Source organism: Hyphomicrobium sp. DMF-1 (assembly GCF_027886585.1).
GTDB lineage: Bacteria > Pseudomonadota > Alphaproteobacteria > Rhizobiales > Hyphomicrobiaceae > Hyphomicrobium_C > Hyphomicrobium_C zavarzinii.
Genome location: NZ_CP115706.1, coordinates 3,967,428 through 3,983,276, shown reverse-complemented (window position 1 = coordinate 3,983,276; position 15,849 = coordinate 3,967,428). Strand labels below are relative to the sequence as shown.

The window sequence follows — 15,849 nt, the reverse complement described above, 5'->3', positions numbered from 1 at the left end:
TTTCATGTCAGGAGAGGGCGCCCCGCGCCCATGATTTGCAGGGGTTCTACCAACCTGGGCGCCGGGACGCAAAGCCCGCCCGCCGGGCAGCCCCGATCTCAGCCGGAAAGTCGGGCCTTGTCGGCCGCAACCGCCGCCTGATGCGCCGGACGCGCCGCGATCCGGGCCACATAGTCGAGATATTCCGGGCGCTTAGGCAATACGTTGAAACTGAGCATGTAGCCGATGCCGGAGCCGAGCAGAACGTCTGCGGCGGAGAAGCGGTCTCCCAGCAGCCAGGGACCGGGCTTGAGGCCTGCCGAGAGCGTGTCGAGCATGTCGGCCGGCTTGCCCCATCCCGCGGTCGAGGCGGGCGTTTCCCGCTGCATCGACAAGTCGATGGAGGCAGGCTCGAAGCAGCTCCCGTAGAAAAACATCCAGCGCAGATAGGCGGCGCGGTCCCGATCCTCGATTTTCGGCGCCAGCCCCGCCTTCGGATACTTGTCGGCCAGATAGACGAGAATCGCGGGGGCCTCAGTCACGATCGTATCGCCGTCGGCCAGCACCGGGATCTTGCCCATGGGATTGAGCTTCAGGAACTCCGGCGTCTTGTGATCGCCCGCCTTGAGGTCGACCGGCACGATCTCGAACGGTTCGCCCAGCTCGTGCAGCATGTAGTGCACGATCGTCGAGCGCGAATGCGGATTGTGATAGAGCGTGAGCATGACATGCCTCTTCTGGTTCCCATTCTGACACCGTCGTATTGGCGCTATCTCAGTGTCGCATTGTGACGTCACCCCGACGAAGGTCGGGGTCCAGGCAACTCCTAGGAAAATTGCGACGCGATCTGGATGCCGGCCTACGGCGGCATGACGGATTATGACGCGTACGTTGGTCGAGCCTCGTCCTGCCGAAAGCCTTTAGCGCCAGTCTCCAAGCGCCGCGTTGACGAGCGCGAGCGCGGCGACGGCTGCCGTATCGGCCCGCATGATCCGGGGACCGAGCGAAAGTGCGATCGCCTCCGGCCGAGCGCGGATCATCTCCCGCTCATCCGGCGAAAATCCACCCTCCGGTCCGATCAGCACAGCGAGGGGACCGGGGGCGACACCGCCGAGCGCCGCGAGCGGGCTGGTCTGCTCGGCCGCTTCGTCGCAGAAGATCAGCCTGCGGGAGGCGTCCCACGTGCCGAGAAGGCTCGAGAGCTTCACCGGCTCGGCGATCTCCGGCACGCGCAGGATGCCGCACTGCTCCGCCGCCTCGATGGCGTTGGCGCGCATCCGCTCGAGATTGACGCGCTCGGCCACCGTATGGCGCGTGAGCACCGGCACCAGCCGCGCTACGCCCATCTCGGCTGCCTTCTGCACCATGTAGTCGAGCCGGGCGCGCTTGAGGGGGGCGAACAGGTAGTGGAGATCCGGCCCGCCTTCCTGCGCCCGCGTGAGGGTCTGCGCTTCGAGCGCCGCGCCTCGCTTGCCTGCTTCCGAGAGGCGCGCCCGCCATTCGCCGTCGCGGCCGTTGAAGATGAGGATCTCGTCGCCCTCTCCGAGCCGCAGCACGCTCCTGAGGTAGCTCGCCTGCTCGGGCGTGCACGGGATGCGCGCGCCCTCCCCGAGGGGATGATCGACAAAAAGCCGCTGAGAGGTGAAGTCATGGACCGCCATGGCGTTTCCATATCCGATGCGGCCCGCCGATCCAACACCGTCCCCAAACGCTGGCCCTGGCGCTCCGTTGACCTGGAACGGTCTCTCCCCTAGCATCCGCCGCGCGGTTGCAAGCCGCATCCGGACCCGCGGGAAGGGCAGAGCCCACTTGCTTTCGCACGCAGATTTTCAACCTTTGTGCAGCCGGATTTGCGGGTTGTCGGCGCTCCATGCACGGAGGTTTCCATGAAGCGGCTGCCCGACCGGCCGAATATCGGCCATTTGAAGAAACAGGCCAAGGACCTGCTGGCCCTCTACAGAGAGGGCGACGCGTCCGCGTTCGCGCGGTTCCGCGCAGCCTTGCCCATCGCCGCCAACGCCGATAACCGGACCATCGCCTCTCTCGATCTGCGCTTGCATGACGCCCAATCGTGCGTCGCGCGGGAGCATGGCTTCGCATCATGGGCGGAGCTGAAGAGCTTCGTTGCCGCGCGCGAGGCGCAGTCGTCCGATCCGGCCGCGACGGCGCTAACCCTCATGCGCCTCATTTATGCAGGCGACATTGCGGGCGGCATGAACCGCGCCCGGCCCGCGGTCGCCGCGAGGCTCCTGGAAGCTAGCCCCGAGATCGCGGGCAAAGACCCATACCTCGCCTGCGCGGTTGGTGACGTCGCCGCCCTGCGCGAGGAGTTGCGGCGTGACGCTGCCTGGAAAGATCGCCCGGGCGGGGCGCTGGGTCTTCCCCCGCTCGTCGCGGTCACGCATTCGAGCCTGCTGCGCCTGCCTGCCTATCGCGAGCGTCTCATGGCGGCGGCGCGTCTCCTGCTCGATGCGGGCGCCGATCCTGGCCAGAGCGTGCAAAGCCGCTGGGCGGCCTCCCCGGAAGCGCCGTCGGAAGAGTATCCGCTGTCCGCACTTTACGGTGCGGCGGGCCAGAACCGCGACCCCGAGCTGACGCAGCTTCTGCTGGAGCGGGGCGCGAACCCGAACGATGGCGAGTCGCTTTATCACGCGCTCGAAAGCCCGGCCTGCACGTGCCTTCTGTTGAAGGCGGGAGCGCGCGTTACCGGCACCAACGCGCTCTATCGCGCCCTCGATCTCGACGATGCCGAGCCGCTGCGCCTGCTGCTCGCGCACGGAGGCGATCCTAACGAGCGCCCGCCCGGCGCGCCCACATCGGCGTGGGGCTCGCCCCTGCTATGGGCCATCAGGCGGCGAAGGTCCGCGGAGCATGTGCGTGCCCTGCTGGCCGCGGGCGCAGATCCGTCAGCCAGGACGCCCGAGGGAAACAGCGCCTACGTGCTGGCCCTCAAGTTCGGGCTTCCGCATGTCGCCGAGCTGGTGCGCGAGGCAGGCGGCAGCGTGAGCGGGCTCTCCGAGCAGGAGGAGTTCGTGGCCGCCTGCACGAGAGGTGACGAGCCTGCCGCACGCCGCCTCCTGGCTGAGCGGCCGGGCAGCCTTGCGGCGCTCTCCGCGTCGGAGCTTCGGCTCCTGCCGGAGCTGGCGGCGCAAGGTGCGGGCGAGGCCGTGCGCCTCATGGTGCGGCTGGGATGGCCGGTCGCCACACGTGGCGGCGACTGGGACGCCTCGGCGTTGAACCACGCCGTCTTCCGGGGCGATTCCCGCCTTGCACGCTTCCTCCTCGATCATGGGGCGAGCTGGAGGGAGCAGCACGGGTTTGGCGACAACGTCTGCGGCACGCTGTCGTGGGCCTCGTGCAACGAGCCTGTCGAGGGCGGAGACTGGCCCGGCTGCGCCGAGGCCCTCGTGGCGCACGGTCTGCCGGCGGCCCATCCTGGCCCCCAAGGCTCCGGCGTCGTTGTCATGGAGGGCACGAGCAGGCGCTTTTCGGAGGATGTGGCCGATGTTCTCCTTGCGGCAGTGCCGCAAGTTGCCCCGGAGGACGGCGGCGGCTAATTTCCCCCGCGCAACGGATGGCTCGGAAATGGCAGACGAGGATCAATCGAAAATGACGGCGCAGGCGGCGACCCCCGATGCCGAGCCCCCGATCGACGGAGACTCGGCCGCTGTTGCGGATGCCGCCGAAGGCAACTGGGTGGATCGCTTCGCGCCCGCCCCTTTGCGCCCGTATCTGCGGCTCGCGCGCATGGACCGTCCTATCGGCACGTGGCTGCTGCTGTTTCCGTGCTGGTGGTCGGTGGCCCTGGCCGAGGTCTCGATGGGCCACCCCTATCCGGACCCTTGGATGCTGGCCATGTTTGCCATCGGCGCGGTCGTCATGCGGGGAGCGGGCTGCGCATATAACGACTACGTGGATCGCGACTTCGACGCCCGCGTCCAGCGCACGGCGAGCCGGCCGATTCCCTCAGGCCAGGTCACGCCGGAAGCCGCACTGCTTTTCACGTTCGCGCTCGCGCTGGTCGGCTTCTTCGTCCTCATCTGGTTCAACCTGTTCACGATTGCGCTCGGTATCGCGTCGCTGGCGCTGGTTGCGATCTACCCCTTCATGAAGCGCTTCACCTATTGGCCGCAGGCGGTGCTCGGGCTCGCGTTCAATTGGGGCGCGCTGATGGGCTGGGCGGCCGTCAAGGGCTCGCTCGCTCTCCCGGCCATCCTGCTCTACATGGGCTCGGTCCTATGGACCATCGGCTACGACACGATCTACGCCCACCAGGACACCGAGGACGATCTGATGCTCGGCCTCAAGTCGACCGCCCTCTCGTTTGGAGAGGATACGCCGTTCTGGGTCGGCAGCTTCTATGTGGGCGCGCTGCTGCTGTGGATCGCCGCCGGCTTCCTCGCGGGCACGCATCTGATGTTCTTCTTCGGCGTCGCCCTCGTCGGCCTGCAGATGGCTTGGCAGGTCTCGACCTTGGACATTTCGGATGCCAAGAACTGCCTGCGCCGTTTCCGCGCCAATCGCGATGTTGGCGCCGCGATCTTCCTCGCCCTGGTGACCGACACGTTGCTGTCGTGGTGGGCCGGGCTGAGCTGAGCTGGACCAATCACTTTACCGAAAACAAAAGCGCGACCGGTTGACTGCAACCGGCCGCGCTCGAGTACGTGGAATTAGAAGGCCAAGCGGTGCTGGCGCTGCAGACGAGTTCAGTCGTCCTCGCCTTCGTCCTTGCCCTCGCTGCCCGACGAAAGCTCCTTGAGCTTGGCGAACACGCGGGCCTCTTCCTCGGCGGGCGTTTCCTCGCGCTCTTCCGAAGTCTCCTTCGGCTGCACGATCTCGGCCGTTGGGCGGAAGCCCTCCTCGCCTTCTGCGGTGGCGGTCGTCTCTTCCGTCGGCAGCAGAGTGCCGGCGCGGATCGCCTCGCGGTGTGCTTCGCGCTGCTCGCGCTCCATGCGGCGCGCCGCCTTCTTCACTTCGTTATCGAGGTCGGTCTGCGAGCAGAGGCCGAGCGTAACAGGATCCTGCGGCACGAGGTTCGCGGAGTTCCAGTGCGTGCGATCCTTGATCTGGGCGATGGTCGGCTTCGTGGTGCCGACGAGACGCATGATCTGGCTCGTCTTCAGCTCCGGATGATTGCGCAGCAGCCAGAGCACGGCGTTCGGCCTGTCGTGACGGCGCGAGACCGGCGTGTAGCGGGGGCCGCGCTTGGAGACCGCCGTCTCGGGCATCACCACCTTGGGCTCGGCGATGTGGAGCTGGCGGCTCGGATCCTTCTCGGCCGCCTCGATCTCGTCGCGGGTGAGCTGGTTCGAGGTGACGGGGTCGAGGCCCTTGATACCCTGCGCCACGTCGCCATCGGCGATGCCCTTGACCTCGAGCACATGCAAGCCGCAGAACACTGCGATCTGCTCGAACGAGAGCGAGGTATTTTCCACCAGCCAAACGGCTGTGGCCTTCGGCATCAGGGGTTTACGATCGCTCATAGCGGCTCTCTCCGGGCTTTCGCGGCGACAGGCTGCGAAGGCCAATAGTGGGATTAGGAATTTGGGGATTACGCCTTATAGCGCGATCCCTCCGTCGGCTGCAACACCTGCGTGTCTGCTTTTTACGCACCGGGGCCCGCAGTTCCGCGAGTTGCACACGGACCGCCTGCCCGGTAGACAAAGGCCGGAACCGAGGTCAGCGGCAGGAATGAGCACATGACGGTTAACAACATCACGTATTTCGAGGACCTTGCGGTTGGCCAGGAAGCATCTGTGACCAACACGGTGACCGATGCGGACATCACGGCGTTCGCCGACATCTCGGGCGATCGCAATCCGGTTCATCTCGATGCGGCCTATGCAGCGACGACCCTTTTCAAGGAGCGCATCGCGCACGGCATGCTATCGGCGGCTTACATCTCTGCCGTGTTCGGCATGAAGCTCCCGGGCCCTGGAGCAATTTACATCTCCCAGACGCTGGCCTTCAAGGCGCCCGTCAAGATCGGCGATACGGTGGTGACCACTGTTAAGCTCGTCGAGCTCATTCCGGAAAAGAAGCGCGCGCGATTCGAGACGGTGTGCGCCGTGAACGGCAAGGCCGTCCTCACCGGCGAAGCCCAGCTCATGGTTCCGAGCCGCCCTGCGTGATGCGCGGGCGGAGAAGCTCGCCGCGCACGAGAGAACACGACATGCTCATAGTCAACGGCTCCAGCTCCGTGCCGCCCGAAGCCAAGGGCGCCGTGCTGGCGCTTGGCAATTTCGACGGCGTGCATCGGGGCCACCGGGTCCTGATCTCGCGAGCCAAGGAGGAGGCGCGCCGCATCGGCCGCCCTGCTGGCGTGCTTCTCTTCGAGCCCCACCCGCGCGAGTTCTTCGCGCCGGACGAGCAGCATTTCCACCTCACGCCCCATGAGGAGAAGCTCGCCGTACTCGATGAGCTCGGCCTCGATCTCGCGGTCGTCCTTCCCTTCGATGCCACGCTCGCGGGGCTCGATGCAGGCCGCTTCATCGAGGACATTCTGGTCGGAGCGCTCTTCGTCTCGCACGTGGTGGTCGGCTACCATTTCTTCTTCGGCCGCAACCGCACGGGCTCGGCCGAGACGCTGCGCGAAGCCGGAAAAGCGCATGGTTTTGCAGTGACTGTGGTCGAGCCGGTTGCCGAGCGCGGCGAGCCGTTCTCCTCGACGGCCATCCGCCTTCTGCTCGCCGAAGGAGACGTTCGCGGCGCGGCCCACGCGCTGGGGCGTCAGTGGCGGGTGAGGGGCCCCGTGATCGGCGGGGCTCAGCGGGGCACGGGGCTAGGGTTTCCGACGGCGAATGTCGCCATGCCCAAGGGAACCGGGCTGGGGCATGGCATTTTCGCCGTCCGCGTGAAGCTCGACGGCAAGGAGCTCGAAGGCGCCGCCTATCTCGGCACGCGGCCGACGTTCGACGACGGCAAGCCGGTGCTCGAGGTGTTCCTTTTCGATTTCGACGAGAAGATCTACGGCCACGAGATCGAGGTGAGCTTCGTGGAGAAGGTCCGCAGCGACCGCAAGTTCGCGACCTCGGAGGAGCTGGTGCGCCAGATGGAGGCCGATTGTGCCAAGGCGCGCCAGATCCTCGCCGCCGAGCCGCAGGCCCCGAGCAGGGGCTAGAAGACGGTGATGCTGGGCGGTCCGGGCTCGCCCGGCTTCCGCCCTTCCTTGCCGAGCTTCATGATCTGGCGCGTCCCATCCGGCAGCGCGAGCGTCACGTACTCGCACTTGCGATCGAGAGCCAGAATTTCGCGCAGGATGCGCTGGCCGGCGTCCCCTCCCTTGTCGATGAGCTCGGCGTCCATCGGTCCTGCGTGATAGGTGCAGGCCTCCGATCCGCCGGCGATCTTCTTGTTCGGAACGGTCTCGCCATCGAGCGTGAATGCCGCCACGACGATCGCAGCGACGATGATGCCACCGGCGAGGAGCGCCTCGTTTTTCATCGCGGACCTCCCTCTCGCGACCAGCCGCAGGGGCCGGGCTCGGCCCCCGGAGCGATTCGTTTACGTATTCCTCCCTATCATGGCGGGCTGGCGCGAAGCCTGCGGGCAGGCTTACGCGCATCTTGCGGATGGATGGTCATGCAAGCCAAGGCGAGTTTGTTCCTGCGAACCCTGTGCGCGGCTGTGGCCTGCGTGGCCGCGGTGCTTCCGGCTGCGGGCGATACGCGTCCAGGCTGGGACCGTCCGGGCGTCCCGGACCGCCCAGGGCCTGATCGCCCGGGCCCGGATCGCCCGGCACCCGGCCGCCCGGACCACGATCGCCCTAACAGGCGCCCCGGCGTGATCATCGAGCCGAATATCTTCATTTCGCGCGACCGGCGTCCGGATGTTGATGCACCCCAATTCATCATGGCGGAGATCGAGGGTTGTGCCTCGCGCGGCGTTCGCCTTTTCGTCGACTGTCTGCGCCCGAACCACGGCTCGGTTATGATCCGGCGCCTCGAAGCCTGCGTACGTTCGGAAGCCATTCCGGACAATCCGCGCGAGGTCGAGGCCTGCCTTCCGCCTGCAAGCGTGCGCTGATCGGTCTGACGGTGCGTTTCGGGAAGATCCCCGGCCGCCGCACCCCCCTTGTTTCGCCGCGCTTGGCTCGCCATAACTCGTGCCGAGTACCGAGCCTATCCTTCTGACTGCCAGAGGCCCCACACATGTCGACCCGCCAGGATGGGGCCCAGGATGGGGCCAAGAGCCCGCCCGTGCGATCCCGCGACGAACTCGTCGCCTGGATTGCGGCCGGCGAGAAGCCGAAGGACGACTGGCGCATCGGCACCGAGCACGAGAAGTTCGTCTTCCAGACCGAAACGCTGCGCCCCGTGCCCTATGAGGGCAATCGCGGCATCCGCGCCCTCATGGAGCACATGATGGCGCGCTACGACTGGGACCCGATCAAGGAAGGCGACAACATCATCGCCCTGAAGCGGCCCGATGGAGAGGCGGGCGGCACGATCAGCCTGGAGCCCGGCGGGCAATTCGAGCTGTCGGGCGCACCGCTTCGCACGCTTCACGAGACGGCCGATGAAACCCAGCAGCACCTGAACGAGGTGCTGGACGTGGGCGAGGACCTCGGCATCGGCTTTCTCGGCGTAGGCTTCTCGCCCAAGTGGACGCTGGCTGAGACGCCGCATATGCCCAAGCAGCGCTACGCCGTGATGACTCGCTATATGCCGACGGTCGGCAAGCGCGGCCTCGACATGATGTATCGCACGGCCACCATCCAGGTGAACCTCGACTTCGGCAGCGAAGCCGACATGGTGAAGAAGCTGCGCGTCAGCCTCGCGCTGCAGCCGATCGCCACCGCGATTTTTGCGTCCTCCCCGTTCACCGAGGGCCGCCTCAACGGCATGAAGTCGCTGAGGAGCGAGGTCTGGCGTGAAACGGATCCGCGCCGCACCGGCATGTTGCCCTTCGTCTTCGAGGATGGAATGGGCTACGAGCGCTACGTTGAATACGCGCTCGATGTGCCGATGTACTTCGTCTACCGCGCCGGCCGTTACATCGATGTCGCGGGCGCCTCGTTCCGCGATTTCATGGAGGGCAGGCTCGCAGCGCTACCCGGTGAGCTGCCCACGCTCGACGACTGGTCCGATCACCTCACGACGCTGTTCCCCGAGGTCCGCATGAAGCGCTTCCTCGAGATGCGTGGCGCGGACGGCGGACGCTGGCCGCGCATCTGCGCGCTCTCCGCCTTCTGGGTCGGCCTGCTCTATGATGAGGCAGCGCTCGACGCGGCCTGGGACATGGTGAAGACCTGGACCGCCGAGGAGCGCAACGAGCTGCGAGCGGCCGTGCCCCGGCTGGCGCTCGCCGCGCCCTTCCGCGACACCAATGTGCAGGAGCTTGCCCGTACCGCGCTTCGCATTTCGCACATGGGCCTCAAGAACAGGCGCCAGATCAACGCAAAAAGCCAGGACGAAACCATCTATCTCGCGCCGCTCCAGCGCCTGGTCGCGGCGGGCCGCACGGTGGCCGACGAGCTGATCGAACGTTTCGAGGGCCCCTGGCACGGCAACATCGATCATATCTTCGAGGAATTTGCGTTCTAATCCGCGGTCGTGGCCGCTTCTGCCGAGCCCGCTTATGAACAGGTGGGCGGCACTCCCGGCGCCCTTTCCACCATGTCTCGGCAACCTAAATGGAGCCCGTCACTTGACGTCCGGTTCAGGTGGCGTTCATCGTGCGGAGCGTAAACCATGTTCCTGCGCGAGGGGCGCGGAACGGGGCGGGCGCAGTCCAATGTGACAGAAGGTTTTCCAGCAGGGAGGTCGATTGATGAGCCGTACTATTCGATATGCGATCGCCGCCCTGTGTCTGGGCGCGTTCTCGGCCCTTCTGCCATCCGTGACGGTCGCCAACGATTGCGCGAAGCGGTGCTATGCGCAGGAGAACTCCTGCCGCCGCGCCACCAAGGACAGCCCGAGCTGCGGCGCCGAGCTGACGCGCTGCCTCCAGTCCTGCCGCGCTCAGCGATAGCGCGGCTATCGCTTCAATCACCGTCGCACGTTATTTCCTCCGCAGCCGGATGGTCTCCTGCGCGGACGCGTTGCGCTGCTTATGAGCTTTTAATCTTTCCCTCCGTTCGAACCCCTCAATAGCTTCACCTGCGGCCATGGTCGCTCCCGGATCTCGTACGTCCGAAGCGTGATCATCGGTCCTGCGAAGGATTTGGGGGATTGAAGATCAGGCCCCAGGCATTCGCGGCATGGAGGGGGCGAGCAGGGCGGGGGCCGATGCCGTTCTCTCCAGGCTGGCATCGGTTCACAGTGAAGGAGAGATCATGAAGACGTTGAAGTTGTCGGCGGCCGTCGGCGCTGCCCTGGTTGCTTTGGCCGCGGCGAGCACGCTGGCCGTTGCCTTGCCGAAGGTACCTGCTCACCATGGCGAGAGCGCCGTCTCCGAGGTGACGCTGAAGCGCGAGGCACACGCGAAGAAGCACGAGGCCAAAGCCGAGCACAAGAAGAAGGTCAAGAAAGCCAAGAAGGCGAAAAAGGCAAAGGCCAAGAAGGTGAAGAAGGTGGAGAAGAAGGCCGAGAAGAAGAAATAGGTCGCTCGCTTCGTGCGGAGCCCGCGCGGCGCAAGAGACGAGGGCCGCCACTCCGGAAAGGAGAGGCGGCCCTCTTCTACGTTGAGGCACGCCGTATCAGCTCGCGCGTCCGTCTTTCTTCGCCTGCGCGACTTTCGTCGCCTGTGAGACGCTGCCCACCTGGCTACCCGGAATGTGCGAGCGCCGCCGCTTATTCGGCAGCGGGTTCATCCCCTCGCTCGCCGTCTTCTCCACCGGATGATGAATGAAGTTGGCCTCGCGGCGCAGGCGCAGCGCCTTGTGAGCAGCGTCCACATGCTGGGCGCGCGCATCGAGAACCCGCACGCGACGGATCTCGTTGTTCACGCGTTTCAGCGCCGCCGCGAAAATCTGCTTGCGCTTGAGCGGCTGCTCGGCGGTCGCGGGAAAACTCTTGCCGCGCGCGTCGGCCTTGCCACGCACCTCCCGCCGCTTCTGGCGCGCGAGCGTGCGCTCCTTGCTACGAAGGGTTCGCAGCCGCCCCTGCAGGTCCTGAAGCGCTTTCAGGTCGTCGAGCTGGTAGATCGCCGGATGATGCGTGCCTTTGACGACTTCAAACTCGTCGTGGCTGAGGACGCTTCGCTCGAATTTCGCAGACGTGGACATGCACGGGCCTCCTGTTTGTCGAGCCCCCGAACGAGTTATGTCCCACCGTCTGGAATGTTACACGGGCCGGACGGCTCTGCAACCGATGCCGCCGTCCGGCGCGCCGCAAAAAAGTACCGAGGTGACGCGCTATCCGAGCCGCCTGCGGAAATCCTCGTAGCCGAAGGTCCGCACCACCTCGTAGCGCCCATCCTCGTGCAGCATGGCGAGATCCGGCAGCGGCGTGCCGTTGAAGGTCGTGTTCTTCACGAAGGAGTACTGCATCATGTCGCCGAACACGACGCGGGAGCCGGGCTTCAGCGGCTCGGAGAACGAGTATTCGCCGATCACGTCTCCCGTCATGCAGGTCTTGCCGCCCAGGATGTAGCTGTGTGCCAGCACGTCCGGCTTCTCCGCGCCGAGCACCGGCGGCGTATACGGAACTTCCAGCACGTCCGGCATGTGCGTCGAGGCGGACGCGTCGAGAATGGCGATATCCTTCACGTTGCGCGTGAGCCCGATTACGGTCGAGACCAGATAGCCAGTGTCGACCACCAGCCCCGCGCCCGGCTCGAGATACACCTCGATGCCGAACTCCGCCCGGAACGCCTTGAGCGCCGCGATCAGCTTGTCGACGTCGTAGCCCGGCTTGTTGATGAAGTGCCCGCCGCCGAAGTTCACCGCCTTTACGCGCCTAAGGTAGGGCGCGAAGTTGCGCGCCACGTGCGCGATAAGGCCGGCTGATCCGTCCGCCAGCGACTCGCAGAGCGCATGTGCGTGAAAGATGTCGATCTCGTCCCACGGAAGCTGGTCGATGTCCTCGGCCGTCGTGCCGAAGCGCGAGCAGGGCGCGCAGGGATCGTACAGCGCCCCGCCCACAGTGGCGTTCGAGTAGCCGGGGTTGATGCGGATGCCGACTTCGCGCCCAGCGGCCTTGGCGAGCGGCAGGCCGAGCGCGATCTGCTCGGGCGAGTTGAAATAGATGTGATCGGCGATGTGCGTGAGGCGCTCCACCTCGCCCGGTCCGTAGGCGGGAGCGTAGACGTGCACCTCCTTGCCGAACTCCTCGCGCCCCATGCGCGCCTCGTACTCTCCCGACGCCGTCGTGCCGTCGAGCCCATCGCGCAGGATCGGAAACGCCGCCGGCATGGCCCAGGCTTTGGTGGCGAGCAGGATCCTGACGCCCGCCTCGCGCTTGATGCGGGTCGCGGTCGCGAGGTTCCGCTTCAAGGCGGCCACGTCGAGGACGTAGGCGGGCGTGCGGATGTCATCGGGAAACTGAGGGTTCATGCGCTGACCAATCTGGCGAAGGACAAAGTCGAGCGCGCTATATGGCATCGCCGTATGACGACTTCTAGAGCATTTTCCGGCGAAGTGGACCCTCGGTTCGTCGTAAGAAAATGCGACGGGTCAAAAACCAGAAGCATACGATCCGAGGCTTCGGATCGTATGCTCCAGAGCCTAGCCCGTAATTGGCTAATTCCTCCCCTCGTCCTCCGGCCAGCGGTAGAAGAACGTGATGAAGAAGAGGGCGATATAGATCGCGAGAAAGGCGATGCAGCCGAGGGCGGCGGAAGCCTCGTACATCGACAGGCCATAGAGAAACTCGGGCCTCTCACTCCCGAAGCTCGGAATGCCCACGGAGGTGGTGCCGAGCTTGCTCCAGGCCCGTTCGGTGCCGAGCAGCAGCGCGTTGAGGCCGCCCGTCAGCACGCCCATGAAGGCGAGCCCGCAGGACATGAGCAGGAAGGCCAGGAGGCGCAGGATCAGCGGCGCGTTCTTGAGGAACAGCCACAGGCCCACGATGTAGGCCGAGATCATGCCGAAGCTGACGGAGACGACTGAAATAACGAGCCCCGTCAATTCGTTGCGGATGGAGAGGATTTCGCCTTCGCTCATGGCTTGCCCTTCTCGCCCGGAGGCGTCGCCTGCGCCGCGTATCTGCGGCAAGCATCGAGAAACTTGCCGATATTCTCACGGCCCCGCTCGAGCGACGCCTTGGCCGGGCTCGCTCCCGCCACGGAGTACGAAAACTCCGTCTTTTGAGACATCAGCGTCCAGAGCGGGTCGGATGGCGCGAGAGATGCAACGACGCCATCGAGGCCTTCCTCGTACTCGGCAAGCTGAACGCGGCCCTTGACCGTGTGCTCCACGGTGCCGGTCGTGAATTTCAAGTCGGTCTCGACACCCGACTGGAGCGCGCTGACGTCCAAGCCGAAGGTTATGCTCGGCACGGCGTCGTCGGCACTCGCCGCCGCGCAGGTGCCTGCAACCTGAATGTCGTCAGTCTCGGGAATGCCGTAGATGAGCTGCGCGGAGGCCGCCTTCGGGTCGGCGGGGTCCAGATTCTCCGAAAATTGCCACGCGTAAAGATCGATGTCGGCGGCGCGGAGGCCGCAGGGCAGAACGGAAAGCAGCGAGGCCGCCGCTGCGCCGAGAACGCGAGTACGAAACAACATGAAAAAACCGCGAGCCTTTCAAACACACCTGGGACGAGGTGTGTAACGGCCCGCGGCTTCGGTATCAACCGCCCGCAAAGGGCGGCGTGTGCCCGTCAGTGGCTCGACGGCTGGGGGTCGGTGAAGAAATCCAGGTCGTCCTGGATGTTCTGCGCCGCGATCCGCCAGTTGCCGGGCGCGTGCGTGGCGGCCCCGCTCCTGTGCGCGTGCCCGTTGGCAGCGGCTCGCGCGGCATGCGTATCGTCCTCGATCGCGGCCATGGGCTCGGCGGCGGTGACCGGGAAGGCGCAAAGCCGCGTCGCCAGCAGTTGAAGTTCGTTCATGATCACGGCGCGCCGCGCTTCGTGCTGCGCGGTGACGTGACGGATTTCCGAAAGCAGCTTCTCGTCCACGTGATTGAGTGCCGCGTTGAGGGCCCGGACGAGCGCCTGCTCCTCCTGGGTGTTCTCGGCAAGCCGGCGGTGCATTTCCGCGAGTTTTTCTGAAAGATGAGCCATTGGCTGTTCCCCGTCTCTAAAGAGCATTTCGACGAAAATTCGATCCGGCTCCCCTGACGCCACAGGGCTGCGAGCAACGGGACGAAACGCACACAGGGTTCGTCTTTGAAAAATGCGACCTACGTCAAAGGCGTATGTGCCCGATCTTGTTCCACGCGGGCACGAGTCGAATCACATGAAGAAAGATCCTGCGATTCTGTGATTCAAATGAGGACGTGCGAAGCCACAATCGCCCGCAAGACGGCCTTGCGAGGGCGATATTTTATTCCATGCCTCTGCTGATTTTTCCGTCTCGACGCTGGTGTGCGTTCAGCGTTCCCGCCTCTGCCAGGTGCCCGCGAGATGGTCTGCGACGGAGGATATGACGCCGTCGTCGCGCATGTAGGCGTTGTGATAGAGCGCGTCGGAAAGGCGCTTCCACATCTGATCGGGATTGGCGATGCCGCCTTCCGGTCCGTCGCTGGCGACGACGCTGTTGTAAAGGCTCTGCGCGGCAACGAACAGCGCCGCATCGTCGATACCGCCGAGATCGACGGCTTCGATCCGCTGCTCCTTGGCTTGGCCGACATAGGGAGGAAGCCGCGTCACGCCGACGAGCTTGTAATGCCCGTCGCCGCCAAAAGCCGCGCCGATCACGCCGCCATGGATGGCGCTGGTGAGCATCTTCGCATAGAGCCACGCGCCGCCCGCCCGCGCGATCGCCCACACCGTGAAGAACACCAGCCCGTAGATCACCGGAACGAGCAGAAGGAACGTGAGGTCCGCGGCCGTCCCGAGCCCGAATTCGCCCGCCTGCACTTTCGTGATGATCGGATCGAGGAAGTAGCGCGCGTTCCAAGCGAAGAACGCCACCGTGACGGCAACGCCGGCCAGCGAGGCGAACGCCGTGAGCGACCGCAGCGCCGCACTGGCCTTCACGTATTGGGGCGAGATCTGCGCGGCCGTTTCGAGCAGTTGCATGGCTTCGTCGCGCGGGCTGTGAACGACGAGCCATTGCGACGGCGCGAGCGAGCGCGCGAGTAGCCGGTTGGCGAAGTGCCGCCGCCCGAGCTTGCGCACGCCCTTGGCGAGGCTCCACAGCCCGAGCGCGCCAAGCCCGCCGAACAGCACCACCGCTTCGATCTTCTTGTTGGTGTCGGACGAGAGCGCTTCCGCGAGGTACCACGCCATGATCGGCGGGATGATGAGCCCGAGCACGGTCTGGAACAGTGCGATCAGCATCGGCACCGTCTTGAGGCGCCGCAGGAAGAATGGCGTGCCGAACGAGATGATGCCGCCCCGGCGCGGCGAGGCGGGAACGCGTGTGAGCCCCTCCACAGTGACGTTGCCGCCGTGACTGTGGGCGATCACCGCGTGCTGCCGTCCCTCGCGGTCGAGGCGGCGTAGCGTGCGCGCGAGATCCTCGGCGCCCTTGAGGCGATCGAAGTCCGAGTTCTGTCCCGACCAGTGGAGCGGCAGGATTTCCGCCTGCGGAATGCCTCGCGCCGCCAGGCTGTCGACGAGACGCTGGGTGAACTTGGAGCCGCGCTGCCACCAGCGCTGGCCCTCGTCGTCGGGGTGCGCGTCGTTGGTCCCGTGCACGGTCACGATGACCGGCGCCGCGTTGGCGTCGGTCCCGGCCGCGAAGTAAGCCTGCACGGTATCCTGCATCGAGCTGATCCCCCAATTCGGCCGAGCCATACCCGCCTCGGCCGCCGGCCATCTCACTTGGAAAAGCGTGTGATGTGAATAAAAAAATGGGCGGCCGAAGCCGCCCATTCGAACAAAT

At 65.6% G+C, this 15,849-nt stretch carries 18 protein-coding genes; 8 read left to right on the top strand and 10 right to left on the bottom strand.

Annotated elements, in window-relative coordinates:
- Positions 1-98: 98 nt before the first annotated feature.
- Together PE058_RS18205 and PE058_RS18200 are read right to left on the bottom strand one after the other, a co-directional pair.
- Positions 99-704, bottom strand: coding sequence for a glutathione S-transferase family protein (locus PE058_RS18205; protein WP_020085072.1), 606 nt, complete (start codon positions 702-704; stop codon positions 99-101).
- 195 nt (positions 705-899) lie between these two features.
- Complete coding sequence (locus PE058_RS18200; RefSeq protein WP_020085073.1) at positions 900-1,640, bottom strand: 16S rRNA (uracil(1498)-N(3))-methyltransferase; 741 nt, start codon at positions 1,638-1,640, stop codon at positions 900-902.
- A 225-nt stretch (positions 1,641-1,865) separates the two neighbouring features.
- On the opposite strand from PE058_RS18200, the gene PE058_RS18195 reads away from it, so the two are divergent.
- Positions 1,866-3,536, top strand: a complete 1,671-nt coding sequence (locus tag PE058_RS18195; protein ID WP_271029015.1) for an ankyrin repeat domain-containing protein — start codon at positions 1,866-1,868, stop codon at positions 3,534-3,536.
- Positions 3,537-3,564: 28 nt separating this feature from the next.
- A complete protein-coding gene (gene ubiA / locus PE058_RS18190) occupies positions 3,565-4,575 on the top strand; it encodes a 4-hydroxybenzoate octaprenyltransferase (protein WP_271029014.1) in 1,011 nt (336 codons plus the stop codon).
- A gap of 110 nt (positions 4,576-4,685) precedes the next feature.
- On the opposite strand, the gene PE058_RS18185 is transcribed toward ubiA, so the two are convergent.
- Positions 4,686-5,462, bottom strand: coding sequence for a DUF1013 domain-containing protein (locus PE058_RS18185; RefSeq protein WP_026867890.1), 777 nt, complete (start codon positions 5,460-5,462; stop codon positions 4,686-4,688).
- Positions 5,463-5,678: 216 nt separating this feature from the next.
- Here PE058_RS18185 and PE058_RS18180 point away from each other — a divergent pair, with 216 nt between their 5' ends.
- Together PE058_RS18180 and PE058_RS18175 are read left to right on the top strand one after the other, a co-directional pair.
- The gene (locus tag PE058_RS18180) at positions 5,679-6,110 is read left to right on the top strand and encodes a MaoC family dehydratase (protein ID WP_020085077.1); all 432 of its coding nucleotides are present in this window, start codon (positions 5,679-5,681) and stop codon (positions 6,108-6,110) included.
- Between the two features lie 41 nt (positions 6,111-6,151).
- Positions 6,152-7,099: a bifunctional riboflavin kinase/FAD synthetase gene (locus PE058_RS18175; protein ID WP_271029013.1), complete on the top strand. Its 948-nt coding sequence runs from the start codon at positions 6,152-6,154 to the stop codon at positions 7,097-7,099.
- On the opposite strand, the gene PE058_RS18170 is transcribed toward PE058_RS18175, so the two are convergent.
- Entirely contained in the window at positions 7,096-7,422 is a 327-nt protein-coding gene (locus tag PE058_RS18170) for a hypothetical protein (protein WP_020085079.1), read from the bottom strand. The two genes, PE058_RS18175 and PE058_RS18170, sit on opposite strands and share 4 nt — an antisense overlap.
- Before the next feature lie 138 nt (positions 7,423-7,560).
- Here PE058_RS18170 and PE058_RS18165 point away from each other — a divergent pair, with 138 nt between their 5' ends.
- From PE058_RS18165 to PE058_RS18150, 4 genes are all read left to right on the top strand, one after another.
- Positions 7,561-8,004 (top strand): hypothetical protein, encoded by a 444-nt coding sequence (locus PE058_RS18165; protein WP_271029012.1) that lies wholly within the window; start codon positions 7,561-7,563, stop codon positions 8,002-8,004.
- Positions 8,005-8,129: 125 nt separating this feature from the next.
- A complete protein-coding gene (locus tag PE058_RS18160) occupies positions 8,130-9,524 on the top strand; it encodes a glutamate--cysteine ligase (RefSeq protein ID WP_020085081.1) in 1,395 nt (464 codons plus the stop codon).
- A 226-nt stretch (positions 9,525-9,750) separates the two neighbouring features.
- Complete coding sequence (locus PE058_RS18155; RefSeq protein ID WP_156827286.1) at positions 9,751-9,951, top strand: hypothetical protein; 201 nt, start codon at positions 9,751-9,753, stop codon at positions 9,949-9,951.
- Positions 9,952-10,255: 304 nt separating this feature from the next.
- Positions 10,256-10,522, top strand: a complete 267-nt coding sequence (locus tag PE058_RS18150) for a hypothetical protein (RefSeq protein ID WP_271029011.1) — start codon at positions 10,256-10,258, stop codon at positions 10,520-10,522.
- A gap of 96 nt (positions 10,523-10,618) precedes the next feature.
- Here PE058_RS18150 and PE058_RS18145 read toward each other — a convergent pair whose 3' ends face one another.
- From PE058_RS18145 to PE058_RS18120, 6 genes are all read right to left on the bottom strand, one after another.
- Positions 10,619-11,146 carry a hypothetical protein gene (locus PE058_RS18145; protein WP_020085083.1) on the bottom strand — a complete coding sequence of 176 codons (528 nt, stop codon included), beginning with the start codon at positions 11,144-11,146 and terminating at the stop codon, positions 10,619-10,621.
- Positions 11,147-11,275: 129 nt separating this feature from the next.
- Complete coding sequence (gene nspC / locus PE058_RS18140) at positions 11,276-12,415, bottom strand: carboxynorspermidine decarboxylase (protein ID WP_271029010.1); 1,140 nt, start codon at positions 12,413-12,415, stop codon at positions 11,276-11,278.
- Positions 12,416-12,601: 186 nt separating this feature from the next.
- The gene (locus PE058_RS18135) at positions 12,602-13,024 is read right to left on the bottom strand and encodes a hypothetical protein (protein WP_271029009.1); all 423 of its coding nucleotides are present in this window, start codon (positions 13,022-13,024) and stop codon (positions 12,602-12,604) included.
- On the bottom strand, positions 13,021-13,584 hold the full coding sequence (locus PE058_RS18130) for a hypothetical protein (RefSeq protein ID WP_271029008.1): 564 nt from the start codon (positions 13,582-13,584) through the stop codon (positions 13,021-13,023). The genes PE058_RS18135 and PE058_RS18130 overlap by 4 nt, the downstream gene beginning before the upstream one ends.
- A gap of 95 nt (positions 13,585-13,679) precedes the next feature.
- Positions 13,680-14,081 (bottom strand): hypothetical protein, encoded by a 402-nt coding sequence (locus PE058_RS18125; RefSeq protein WP_271029007.1) that lies wholly within the window; start codon positions 14,079-14,081, stop codon positions 13,680-13,682.
- Between the two features lie 309 nt (positions 14,082-14,390).
- Positions 14,391-15,731 (bottom strand): hypothetical protein, encoded by a 1,341-nt coding sequence (locus PE058_RS18120; RefSeq protein WP_020665366.1) that lies wholly within the window; start codon positions 15,729-15,731, stop codon positions 14,391-14,393.
- Positions 15,732-15,849 lie beyond the last annotated feature (118 nt).

What these genes read in the sequence shown, in the direction of transcription:
- PE058_RS18205 (WP_020085072.1), bottom strand. Translation starts at nt 704, where the DNA reads ATGCTCACGCTCTATCACAATCCGCATTCGCGCTCGACGATCGTGCAC.
- PE058_RS18170 (WP_020085079.1), bottom strand. Translation starts at nt 7,422, where the DNA reads ATGAAAAACGAGGCGCTCCTCGCCGGTGGCATCATCGTCGCTGCGATC.
- ubiA (WP_271029014.1), top strand. Translation starts at nt 3,565, where the DNA reads ATGGCAGACGAGGATCAATCGAAAATGACGGCGCAGGCGGCGACCCCC.
- PE058_RS18120 (WP_020665366.1), bottom strand. Translation starts at nt 15,731, where the DNA reads ATGCAGGATACCGTGCAGGCTTACTTCGCGGCCGGGACCGACGCCAAC.
- PE058_RS18160 (WP_020085081.1), top strand. Translation starts at nt 8,130, where the DNA reads ATGTCGACCCGCCAGGATGGGGCCCAGGATGGGGCCAAGAGCCCGCCC.
- PE058_RS18135 (WP_271029009.1), bottom strand. Translation starts at nt 13,024, where the DNA reads ATGAGCGAAGGCGAAATCCTCTCCATCCGCAACGAATTGACGGGGCTC.
- PE058_RS18175 (WP_271029013.1), top strand. Translation starts at nt 6,152, where the DNA reads ATGCTCATAGTCAACGGCTCCAGCTCCGTGCCGCCCGAAGCCAAGGGC.
- PE058_RS18200 (WP_020085073.1), bottom strand. Translation starts at nt 1,640, where the DNA reads ATGGCGGTCCATGACTTCACCTCTCAGCGGCTTTTTGTCGATCATCCC.
- PE058_RS18180 (WP_020085077.1), top strand. Translation starts at nt 5,679, where the DNA reads ATGACGGTTAACAACATCACGTATTTCGAGGACCTTGCGGTTGGCCAG.
- PE058_RS18150 (WP_271029011.1), top strand. Translation starts at nt 10,256, where the DNA reads ATGAAGACGTTGAAGTTGTCGGCGGCCGTCGGCGCTGCCCTGGTTGCT.
- PE058_RS18130 (WP_271029008.1), bottom strand. Translation starts at nt 13,584, where the DNA reads ATGTTGTTTCGTACTCGCGTTCTCGGCGCAGCGGCGGCCTCGCTGCTT.
- PE058_RS18185 (WP_026867890.1), bottom strand. Translation starts at nt 5,462, where the DNA reads ATGAGCGATCGTAAACCCCTGATGCCGAAGGCCACAGCCGTTTGGCTG.
- PE058_RS18155 (WP_156827286.1), top strand. Translation starts at nt 9,751, where the DNA reads ATGAGCCGTACTATTCGATATGCGATCGCCGCCCTGTGTCTGGGCGCG.
- PE058_RS18145 (WP_020085083.1), bottom strand. Translation starts at nt 11,146, where the DNA reads ATGTCCACGTCTGCGAAATTCGAGCGAAGCGTCCTCAGCCACGACGAG.
- PE058_RS18125 (WP_271029007.1), bottom strand. Translation starts at nt 14,081, where the DNA reads ATGGCTCATCTTTCAGAAAAACTCGCGGAAATGCACCGCCGGCTTGCC.
- PE058_RS18195 (WP_271029015.1), top strand. Translation starts at nt 1,866, where the DNA reads ATGAAGCGGCTGCCCGACCGGCCGAATATCGGCCATTTGAAGAAACAG.
- nspC (WP_271029010.1), bottom strand. Translation starts at nt 12,415, where the DNA reads ATGAACCCTCAGTTTCCCGATGACATCCGCACGCCCGCCTACGTCCTC.
- PE058_RS18165 (WP_271029012.1), top strand. Translation starts at nt 7,561, where the DNA reads ATGCAAGCCAAGGCGAGTTTGTTCCTGCGAACCCTGTGCGCGGCTGTG.